Source organism: Nostoc sp., assembly GCF_036917465.1.
Classification (GTDB): domain Bacteria; phylum Cyanobacteriota; class Cyanobacteriia; order Cyanobacteriales; family Nostocaceae; genus Nostoc.
In genome coordinates this window covers 107535-119472 of the sequence record NZ_JBALDL010000091.1, presented here as the reverse complement: position 1 = coordinate 119472, position 11938 = coordinate 107535, and the positions used below count along the sequence as shown (strand labels likewise).

The 11938-nt window shown below is 40.1% G+C and carries 3 protein-coding genes; all 3 read right to left on the bottom strand.

The features are described from left to right. Positions 1-119: 119 nt before the first annotated feature. The 3 genes from V7K38_RS24200 to V7K38_RS24190 all read right to left on the bottom strand — a co-directional run bounded on the left by V7K38_RS24200 (position 120) and on the right by V7K38_RS24190 (position 11900). On the bottom strand, positions 120-716 hold the full coding sequence (locus V7K38_RS24200) for a Uma2 family endonuclease (RefSeq protein WP_334861435.1): 597 nt from the start codon (positions 714-716) through the stop codon (positions 120-122). A gap of 53 nt (positions 717-769) precedes the next feature. Continuing rightward, on the bottom strand, positions 770-8494 hold the full coding sequence (locus V7K38_RS24195) for an amino acid adenylation domain-containing protein (protein ID WP_334861433.1): 7725 nt from the start codon (positions 8492-8494) through the stop codon (positions 770-772). Between the two features lie 181 nt (positions 8495-8675). Further along, positions 8676-11900 (bottom strand): non-ribosomal peptide synthetase, encoded by a 3225-nt coding sequence (locus V7K38_RS24190; protein ID WP_334861431.1) that lies wholly within the window; start codon positions 11898-11900, stop codon positions 8676-8678. Positions 11901-11938 lie beyond the last annotated feature (38 nt).

The window sequence follows — 11938 nt, the reverse complement described above, 5'->3', positions numbered from 1 at the left end:
AAATCAAAATTTATTATTAACAGTAAAATAGGACTTTTAAAACTATTTTTCATGATTTTTAGTAAGCACTTTAGTGCTTAGAATATAAGGACTAAAGTCCTTACTACGAACTTACCCTTTTAAATTAGTTCTGGTTGCTGTACAATTGCTTCCAATTCTACATTGTCGTAAAGGTCGGTAAAAGTATAGGTCAGGTTAATGCTTTGGAGTTCAAATGTTTGGTCATCAGGTGTATAGGTTTGTAGCACCCATAAGCCTTGATTGTTACGGCGAAAGGTTTCAACTCGTTGGTGTTTGCTGTTAACTAAAACATATTCCTCTAGGCTATCAAGGGTTTGATAGTCGTTGAATTTGTCACCTCGGTCGAAGCCTTCGGTAGACTCAGATAAAACTTCGATAATAAGTTTAGGAAAACGTTTATAAGTTGAGATTTCTCGGTCTTTAGGATCGCAAGTTACGATGAGATCGGGGTAATAAAAGCGGTTACGTTTTTTAAGTTGGGCTTTAATATCGGCAAAGTAAACTCGACAGTCTGACCCTCGAAAGTGATTACGAATCAATAAAGCCAGGTTTAGGGCAATGGTATTGTGGGTGTCAGTTGTTCCTACCATTGCATAAACTTGACCATCAATATATTCGTGTTTAATGTTGCTTTTTTCTTCTAGTTTTAGGTATGCTTCGGGAGTGAGAAAAACAGAATCTGATAGGGCAATCATAGGTTAAATTAAAGATAATTTTTACTTGAAGATGTGTTTTCAGTCGTGGTACTTTAAAATTCGATTTCCTCTTCGTCTGAGTTGAGAGACTGCATACTTTCGTCAGTGGAATTAACCCAAATGCAGGTATCAAGATAATTAGCTAATTCACTGAGGATAGGGAATTCAAATACCTTCCGCAGCGACAGTTCCACCTTGAATGTATCACGAATGCGGGCAATGAGTTGGGTTGCTAATAATGAATGTCCCCCTAAGTTGAAGAAGTTATCTTGTCGGGCAATTGCTTCATATTTCAGCAGCTTCGCCCACAATTCGGTAAGCAATTTTTCTGTTGCTGTTACAGGCAATTCAATGTTTGTTGGTACAACTCCTATGTCTGGCGCAGGTAAGGCTTTGTGGTCTACTTTACCATTTGGTGTTAATGGCAGTTGCTCTAAAACAGTGAAATGGCTAGGAATCATATAATCAGGAAGCGTTTTGCCCAGAAAATCCCGCCATTCGGCTAATAATGCTGGATCAACTTGATTAGTACGACATTGTAACGGTTGATTTGCATAATCTTGCCAAGGTTTAAGTTGCAAATTTTCTCCTTGAGTAAATCGTGGGAATGTCACTTGTTCGGGAAGATTTTTTTGAAAAATAACATCATAATCAGGAAAATTTGTAGGGTTATATTGGATAAAAGGCGTATAGGGCAAATTTCCCGCTAAAGTTCGGAATGCTTCGGGTTCTATACCCGGTTTAGTTTGGGCAATTACCGCTTTTAAATCTGCAACAGTACCATCTAATTGAGCAATTTCTTCTAATAGAGTCATTTCTGATGTAAGACGAGCATTAGGAATATTCTTGATACCTAACAAATCAGGTTTCTGAGTCGTTAAAATTTTCTCGATTGTTTCCAAATTCAGTTCTTCACTTTGCCAATCTAAGCATTGAGGTGATGCAACAGGAATATCTATTCGATCCAAATGTAAAATAACGTCATAACGAAAACGGCTCATTTCCGTTTGGGCATAACCCCGTTGCAATTGAATTTGTAGATGGCTAATTCGCGGAAATCTTTGTTTTAAGGCGATAAAGAAATCAGGATCGATCAGTAATTCGCCTTCGGTTTCGATGCTTTTTTGAATCTGTTGATGCAAGTCCTTGATTGACAACTCATCGGGGGCGCGATGAAACTCAACTGCGCTGTGGAAAGCTTCCAAGAGATGCAGATTTCGCACATCTCCAATAAAGATCGATCCTTGATTTGTCACAGCATTGATAGCCCCCTCCAACACTGACAAAAAGTAATCCAAGGAGGGAAAATACTGGATTACTGAATTCATGATTACCAAGTCATAAGCATTTGTCTCAATACCGTCAAACTGATTCGCAGCACTGGCTTTTAAGCTAACTTTGTGTTGGAGAGATTGTTGTTTGAGATGTCGTTCAATATAGTGCAATGCTTCAGGTGAAAGATCCGTACCTAAGTATTGCTGACAATGAGGCGCAATTTTAAATAATAACAGTCCTGTTCCACAACCAATTTCCCAAATCCGTTGTGGTTGCAGTTCCAGAATTTGGGCTACTGTTGTATCTCGCCATTCCTCCATCGCCGCTTGAGGAATCGCTTCTCCTGTGTAACTATCATTCCAGCCTGCAAGATTCAAGGTTGGATCTTCGGTTAGGGTTTGTTGCTGAGAGTAGCTATCATTAAAAACTTGCTGCCATAATTCAACCTGTTCAACTTGCAGACTTTTATCTTCAAAGTTGTTATCTGTTGGTGCGGGTACAATGTAAGCTAGCAAGCGTTGAGCGATCGCACTTTCTCCTGCTAAAATCACAACTGCTTGTCCAATTTTGGGGTGTTGAGCTAATAAAGCTTCAATTTCACCCAATTCAATCCGAAAGCCCCGCAGTTTGACTTGGTTATCAATCCGCCCCAGATATTCTAAGTTTCCGTCTCGCAACCATCTTGCTAAATCTCCAGTTTTATAAACTCGTTCTTGTTTACCAAATAATTCCAGTTCGATAAATTTTTCTGCTGTGAGTTCGCCACAATTTAGATAGCCACGGGCTAAACCAGCACCCGCAATACAAAGTTCGCCAGGAATTCCAGGAGGTAGCGGTTGATTTTGGTTGTCTAAAATGTAAATTCGTGCATTGGCAATTGGTTGTCCAATTAATAAATCGCCTACTACATCCCTTTTTCCGGTTGCTTCATAGACACAACACCCCACAACCGCTTCTGTAGGCCCATATTCGTTAATCAAGCGGGTATCGGGGGCATGAGTTAGCCACGGTATTATTTGGTTCGCGTGTAATGCCTCACCACCTAAGACAAAGGCATTAACTCGATTTGGCATAGCATCAGCATCAAGTTGCTGATTTAAGATTTCCAGATGGGATGGCGTGATTTTAACAAGGGAGAGATGTTTGTTCTGTTTGACAATGTTTGCTAAAGCTTCAATTTCTTGTTTTTCTCTCACCAAAGTAGTGGTACGTCCACAAATTAGAGGTAGATAGAGGGAGGTAATGGTTGCATCAAAGCTCAGGGAAGACTGTACAGGTGTACCTTGCCCTTGCGCTACTGCATAGAAGTCTTTTGCCCAGTGCAAATAGTTACTTAAACCACGGTGCAGTATTTCTACGCCTTTTGGCCGTCCAGTAGAACCTGATGTATAAATTATATAAGCCAAATCATCTTGATTTTGGATTTTAAGATTTTCTGTTCCCTGTTCCCTATTCCCTATTCCCTCTCGATCTAAATAGAGTACTTGGTATTGCCGATCGCACTCTTTAATCGCTAGCTGACTATGAGTTAGCAAAACCCTTGCCCCACAGTCTTCCAGCATAAAACGAATCCGTTCTTGTGGATAGTTGGGGTCAATTGGCACGTAAGCCCCGCCCATTTTGAGAATACCAAACAAGCCAATGACCATCTCTAGCGATCGCTCCACACAAATCGCTATCAGTGGATTATCGGGTAATTGTTGCTCTTTTTTGAGTTCTAATAGAGAATACGCCAGTTGATTAGCTTTTTGATTCAGTTCTTGATAACTCAGGCTGCAATCTTCAAACACCACAGCAATATTATCGGGGGTTTGTGTAACTTGTTGTTCAAACAAAGTTACGAGGGTCTGATTTTGAGGATAATCAATGTTAGTTTGATTCCAAACTTGCAGTTGTTGAATTTCTGCTGTTGTCATCAAGGGCAGCTTACTAATCGGCTGTTGGGGATTTTCAATAATCGCACCAAGTAAGACTTCAAAGTGTCCCGCCATGCGTTGAATGGTTTCTGCCTCAAATAAATCGGTGGCATATTCCCACATACAATGTAGTTGCTCGTCTCTTTCGCAGAGATCGAGTGTCAAATCAAACTTGGCATAAGGATAACTTTGATTCAACCATTTAATATCAAGCCCTGGTAGACTAACGTTTGTCCCCGCCCCTTCGGTGTTTTGCAACACTATCATCACTTGAAATAAAGGGTTATGGCTGAGGCTGCGTTCTGGTTGTAACTGTTCTACCAAATACTCAAAGGGAATATCTTGATGGGAGTATGCATCTAAGCAAGTTTGGCGTGTTTGCTGGAGTAACTCGTTAAATCCTTGCTCTGGCTTGATTTTGCTCCGTAACACTAAGGTATTGACAAAAAAGCCAATTAATGATTCTGTATAACTATGGGTGCGGTTAGCGATCGCAGAACCAACACATAAATCTTCTTGACGGCTGTAACGCGATAGCAAGATATTAAAAGCCGTCAACAAGGTCATAAACAAACTAACCCCGTATTTTTGACTCAATATTTTGAGTTTCTGAGTCAGTTCATGACTCAAACGATATTCCTCACGTCCACCTTGGTAACTTTGTTGGGCTGGACGAGGATAATCGGTAGGTAAATCCAGCAATTGGGGAGCATCGTCTAGTTGTTGTTTCCAGTAATTTTCCTGACTTTCTAAAATCTCCCCTTGCAACCAACTGCGCTGCCAAGCAGCATAATCACTATATTGAATCGGCAATGGTGACAAATTCGGAGTTTCCCCCGCAGTAAAAGCCGAATAAGCCTGTTCCCATTCGCGTTTAAATACCCCCATTGACCAGCCATCACTGATAATATGGTGCATATTCAGCAGCAAGACATTTTTCTGTTCGCTTAATTGCAGTAGTTTTGCTTTGAAAAGAGGGCCAGTATTTAAATCAAAGGGTTCTTGAGCGTGGTTATCTGATAAGCTTTGTACGGTTTCTGCTTGAGTCTGAGGATCGAGTGACTGTAAATCTGCGATCGTCAGCACTTCAATATCTTCTAGATTTTGGACAACTACTTGCGCCTCTCCCTCCAAGGCTGGAAAATAAGTACGGAGAATGGCATGGCGATCGAGGAGATAATTAAAACTTGCTTGCAACGCCTCTATATTTAACTTGCCATCAAGCTGCAAAGCCGTTGACATATTATAAGTAGTCGAGGTTCCAGTGCCTTCAAGTTGGGCTAAAAACCAGAGTCTTGATTGAGCAAAAGAAAGAGTTTTGGGAGCATTTTCCGGCTGTGGTGTAATGGGAGGTAAAGCGATTCCTGAAGATGCTTTATCAATTTCTGTTGCCAACTCAGACAAAATACTTTGCTCAAATACCTTGCGTACAGGTATTTCCACACCAAAACTTTCACGAATGCGGGTAACTAATTGAGTCGCCAATAGGGAATGTCCACCCAGTTCAAAAAAGTTGTCTCGACGACCAACAAACTTAGTTTTTAAAAGACTCTGCCATAAAATAGCCAGAAGTTCTTCTGTTGGCGTAACAAGGATTTCAAAGTCATTGGAAGCGGTTAAATCTGGTGCTGGTAGTGCTTTTCGATCTAGTTTACTGTTAGGTGTAAGTAGCAGCTTATGTAATACCATAATCTGGCTAGGAACCATATAATTTGGCAGGCGAGTTTTCAGATAATCTTTGAGTTGATGAGCTAAATTGCTAGATTTATCTGCTGCCGTGATATATGCTACCAATCTGGGATTACTATCAGTTTCATATAAAATAACAACTGCTTCTTTCACTGAAGTGTGTTGTAATAATAGCGATTCAATTTCACCAAGTTCAATCCGAAAGCCGCGTAATTTAATCTGCTCGTCAATGCGACCAAGATACTCAAGATTACCATCAGAATTCCATTTCGCTAAATCGCCAGTTTTGTAAATTCGCTCAGTTTTACCGAATAAATTAACTTGAATAAAATTTTCGGCGGTTAAATCAGGGCGATTCAAATAGCCTCGTGCTAAACCTACTCCTGCAATGCACAATTCCCCCGGTATTCCTGGGGCTAATGGTTGATTGTGAGCATCTAAAATGTAGATGCGGATATTAGATAATGGTTGCCCGATGGAAGGTTTTTTACCATTCGGTTCACAATTAGCAATAGTGGCGATAACCGTCGATTCAGTCGGCCCGTAGCAATTGAAAAAACATCTTCCTCTGCTCCATTGTGTCACCAATTCGGCTGGGCAAGCTTCACCACCAACAATTATGGCTTGTAAATCAGGTAATATAGCTTGCGGTAATACAGATAAAGCAGAAGGAGGTAATGCAAAATGGGAAATTTTATAATCAGCCAACAAGTCAATTAAAGCTTGACTAGGTAACAAAGTTTCTTTCTGGGCTAAATACAAACAAGCACCTGCTCCCAAAGCAGTAGCAATTTCACCAATAGATAAATCAAAACTAAAAGAACCAAACTGAAGCCAACGACTTTGGGGTTGAACTTGAAAAGTTTTTGTCCAAGCTAAAGCGAGATTGACAATTGCTTGATGCTCAATCATCACCCCTTTGGGTCGTCCCGTAGAACCAGAAGTATAGATTATATAAGCTAAATTATCAGCCGTAATTTTCCGATTGGGATTATCTGTTGATGCCGAACTAAAAGTATCTTCATCTAAACAAATTACCTGGTGTTCTAGTTCAACCAGATGTAATTGTTTTTGAAGAAAACTTTGGGTGAGCAATACCGATGTTCCACAATCTTGTAACATAAACCCAATACGCTCTTGTGGATAATTGGGGTCAATCGGCATATAAGCAGCACCCGCTTTCAGGATACCGAGTACGCCAATAATCATTTCCAAAGACCGTTCAACGCAGATACCAATTAAGGTGTCTGGTTGAATTTGAGAATTTTCAATTAGATAATGAGCGAGTTGGTTAGCTTTTTGATTAAGTTGTTGATAAGTTAGGCTTTGGGATTCAAATACTAAAGCAAGATTATTAGGATTTTTCGCAACTTGAGCCTCAAACAGATCAACCAGCGTTTGATTGAGAGGATAATTGGTTTCCGTTTGATTCCAATGTTGTAGTTGTTGACGTTCAACTTGTGTGAGTAACGGTAGAGTATTAATTGGTTGTTGAGGATTATCAACAATTCCTTGAATCAAGACTGCAAAATTTCCTACCATCCGTTGAATAGTTGTAGCTGTAAACAAATCGGTGGCATATTCCCATTCTCCTGTTAATCCTTGGTCAGTTTCTCGAACCATTAGGGACAAATCAAACAGTGTTGTTGTGTTTTCCCATTTAAAGGGATTTAGGGTTAATCCAGGGGTTTCTAGTGTCTCTTGCGTTTCATTTTGCAAGCTAAAAGCTACTTGAAATAGGGGATGATAGGAGAGCGATCGCTCTAAACCCAATTCATCAACTAGTTTTTCAAAGGGTAAATCCTGATGGTCGTAGGCATCTAGGGTTACTTGCCTCACTCGTTCAAGTAATTCTAAGAAGGTTGGATTGCCTTGTAAGTTGGTACGCAAAGCCAATGTATTGACAAAAAAGCCAATTAATGATTCTGTTTCTCGACGGTTACGATTAGCGATCGCAGAACCAACAACAATATCCTCCTGTCCACTGTAGCGCGAAATTAACAGCACAAATGCTGTCAGTAAGGTCATAAACAGAGTTGTTCCTGACTCCTGACTCAAACGCTTTAACTTCTGAGTTAAATCCTGATTGAGTGTGCCAAACTCGCTACGCCCCCGATAGGTTTGAGTTGACGGGCGGGGTTGATTTGTGGGTAATTCTAAAAGTGGCGGGATTCCGGCTAATTGTTTTTGCCAGTAATTGAGTTGCTTTTGGAGTACCTCTCCCTGTAAGTATTGTCTTTGCCAGTGAGCAAAATCGGCATATTGCAGCGATAATTCTGGTAAAGGAGAAGGTTTCCCAGCACAGAAGGCGGTATAAAGTGCGAATAATTCCCGGCGGAATATCTGCATTGACCAGCCATCACAAACGATATGATGAATAACTAGCAACAGCAGATAAGATTGCTTACTCAATTGCAACAACTTTACCCGCAGCAAAGGTGGGTTTGATAAATTAAAGGGTTGTTGTAATTCTTCTATTGCTAACTGCTGCGCTTTCTCTAATTGCTCTGCTTCCGCCAGTTGTCGCCAGTCTATCAGTTGCATCATTAACTTATGATTGGCATGAATTACCTGTATCGGCGAACCATCGACAACACAAAAACTAGAACGTAATACTTCATGACGTTGAACAATTGCTGTAATAGCTTGTTCTAATGCTGCTATCTGAAGACATCCGCTAATTTGCAAGAAAAATGGCACATTGTATACACAATTTTCGCCTTCTAGTTGGTCGATAAACCATAATCTTTGTTGAGCAAAAGAGAGGGGAAGCGGTTGTTGGCGCGAAACAGAAATTAAGTTGTTGTTATTTTGTATAGATTGTTTTTTCAGCTTTTGTAAGATTAATTCTCGCTTTTCAGGTGAAAGGGTTTCAAGACGTTTTAGGATATCGCTCATAATACTTGTTGTTAAAAATTATTTAAATCGAACCACAGAGACAAGGCAGCGCGGTCTTGGGGGTTTCCCCCATGACCGACTGTCGCGCAGAGAACACAGAGAGATAAGAAGTACAATATTTCATTAATCTCTCGTCAATTCTCTATATAAATACTCTACGTACCTTTGCGTTTAAAAATACTCATAATAATTGCCGCCTCACTTCTACCTCTGATAATTTTTCCACTTCGGCTAAAATCTCTGCTATAGCATCATCTTCTGCTTGTTCAAGTTGTTGAGCAATTACTTTTTGAGATAGTTCAGCAATAGTTGGATTTTCAAACAAATAACGCAGAGGAAAATCTATAGAAAAGGCTTCTCTTAATCGGGAAATTACTTGAGTCGCCAGTAAAGAATGTCCTCCCAACTCGAAGAAGTTATCGTGAATCCCAATTTGTTTTAATCGCAGAATTTCAGCCCAAATCGTGGCTAATTCTTGTTCTGTTGGTGTGCAAGGAGCAACAAAATCAACTTCTACACTTCTTTGGGAAGTATCTGGAATAGGTAAAGCACGGCGATTTATCTTAGCATTAGGCGTTAAAGGTAATGCTTCCATAAATACGAATGCGATGGGAATCATGTAATCGGGCAGCTTTGTCTTGAGGAAGTTTCGCAGGGTAGTAGGCGTTGGTTGATTGTCTTTAGTAACTAGATAAGCTACTAAATACTTTTTACCAGGTTCATCTTCCCGCATCATGACAACGGTTTGTTTAATATCAGAATGTTGATTCAAAACTGCTTCAATCTCTGATAATTCAATGCGAAAACCGCGAATTTTTACCTGTGTATCAATTCTTCCCAGAAATTCCAGATTCCCATCAGGGAGACGGCGGACTAAATCTCCAGTTTTGTAAAGTGTATCTCCCTCAATAAAAGGATTAGCGATAAAATTTTCACTGGTTAATATTGGTTGATTTAAGTAACCTCTAGCAACACTCGCCCCACCTACATAAAGTTCTCCATGAACCCCAATCGGAACCCGGTGTAAATCTCTATCTAGTAAGTAAACTTTTCTATCGCCGACGGGTTTACCAATGGGAATTGAATGGACATTTTGAGCAAGTTGTTGAGGAATCGGATAACAAGAGGTAAATACTGTACATTCTGAAGGGCCATAAGCATGAATAAGTTGCGTTTCTGATAATAATTCTAAGGCGCGACGAACATGAGGTACAGAAATAGACTCTCCCCCAAACAGCAGTTGTTTAACTCCTAACAATCCTTCTGGGATGGTGTCAATCATCAGATTGAAAAGGGCGGTAGTTAGAAACAGGATGTTAACCTTCTGTTCTTGGATAATTTTGCTTAATTTCTCAGGTGTGGGGATTTTGTCTGGGTAAAGCACACAACGCCCACCATAAAGCAAAGGCGGCCAAAGTTCTAGAGTTGATGCATCCCATGAAATTGATGAATGTTGCAGCCAAATTTGCTTTGCATCAAGATGAATGTAATCAACCCCAAACATAAAACCAATGAAGCTACGATGGGGAACTTCTGTTCCTTTTGGTGTACCCGTTGAGCCAGAGGTATAAATTATATAAGCTAAGTTTTCTGGATTAACTTGACTTGACAAATTATCTTTTTTGTATGTAGCAATTGTTGGCCAATCTAAGTCTAGATTAACCACAATTTGGTTATGGATAGGAAGGCGATCGCACAAATGAGTTTGTGTTAGTAAGATGGGAATCTGCACATCTTCCATCATGAATGCCAGTCTTTCTGAAGGATAGGCAGGATCTAGCGGTACATAAGCCCCACCCGCCTTAAGGATAGCCAGTATCCCTATCACCATTAAAAGCGATCGCTCGACACAAATTCCCACTCGTACTTCTGGTTTAACTCCCAGCGTTTGTAAATAATGGGCTAATTGATTGGCGCGGTTATTCAACTCCCGATAAGTTAAATGTTCTTTTTCATATACAACTGCGACTGCATCAGGATTTTTTTCTACCTGTTCTTCAAATAAAATATGAAGACATTTATATTCAATAGAATCTATATTTTGATGATTTTCTTGCAGCACTAATTCTTGATCTTCTGCTGCACTGAGCAAGGATATTTGAGAAATGTTTTGTTGTAAATTAACTGCCATCCCTGCTAACAGTGTTTGAAAATGTCCAATCATCCGGGCAATTGTCTGTTGCTCAAAATGCTTGGTATCATAAACAATCCTTCCAGACAATTGTGATTGAGGATTCACAACCACCGTTAGAGGGTAATTCGTCCGTTCAAAACAGCAGATATCACTAATTTCTAAAGCTTTTTTCGTTTTTTCTTCAGCAGAATCTAGCGGATAATTTTCAAAGACTAGAATACTTTCAAATAATGGCATTCCGGCAGGAACATCACTTATTTTTTGAATTTCTGCTAGGGAAAAATAAGCATACTGTTCCTGTTCAAATTGTTGAGTTTGTAACTGCTTCAGCCAGGACAATAATTCTGTTTTTCCATCGACTTGTAAGCGGATGGGGAGAGTGTTGATAAATAACCCCACCATCGAGTCTACATTTTCAAAAGTCGGTGGACGGCCGGATACAGTTGCACCAAAAACCACATCACTTTCTCCACTGTAGCGGGAAAGCAATAATGCCCAAGCACCTTGCACCAAATTATTCAAAGTTAAATGGTGTATTCGAGCAGTATATTGCAACTTTTCAGTTACCGTTTGAGATAACTGGAAACGTTCCTCATTATATGTTTGCTGTCCCCTATTCTCTATTCCCTGTTCCCTATTTCCAATTAAGATAGGAACCTCAAACCCCTGAAGAGTTTGTTGCCAAAAGTTTTTTGCTTGAGCAATATCCTGTTCTTGCAACCAATGAATATAATCTCGATAAGGACGAGAAGGTTTAAGGCGTAAAGATTCACCTCGACGATCAGCCTCATAAAAAGCTAAAACTTCTTTCAAGATAATCTGCATCGACCAACCATCAAAAAGGATATGATGATGACTCCAAATAAATTGATAAGTCTGCTTCCCTAGATAAATCAGAGTGAAGCGCATTAAGGGAGATTCAGCAAGATCCAATCCTTTTTTGCGATCGCATTTCAGAAAATCCGCTAGATGTTGTTGTTGTTCATCGGCTGGGAAATTGCGCCAATCCAGTACTTCCCACGGGAGATCCACCTGCTTACTCACCATTTGCAAGGGCTTTTCTATCTCTTCCCAATAAAAAGAAGTTCGTAAAACTGGATGTCTTGCCACAACCTGCTTCCAAGCTTGCTGGAACGCAGAAAAATTTAACTCTCCAGAGAGAGTACAAACCAACTGCTCAAAATAAACTTCCGATTCTGGCGCATAAAGGGTATGAAACAGCATCCCCTGCTGCATAGGCGAAAGTTCATAAAGATCATCGATATTGTTCATGGGGATTGGGGATTGGGATTGGGGAATGGGGAATGGGG

What these genes read in the sequence shown, in the direction of transcription:
- V7K38_RS24200 (WP_334861435.1), bottom strand. Translation starts at nt 716, where the DNA reads ATGATTGCCCTATCAGATTCTGTTTTTCTCACTCCCGAAGCATACCTA.
- V7K38_RS24190 (WP_334861431.1), bottom strand. Translation starts at nt 11,900, where the DNA reads ATGAACAATATCGATGATCTTTATGAACTTTCGCCTATGCAGCAGGGG.
- V7K38_RS24195 (WP_334861433.1), bottom strand. Translation starts at nt 8,494, where the DNA reads ATGAGCGATATCCTAAAACGTCTTGAAACCCTTTCACCTGAAAAGCGA.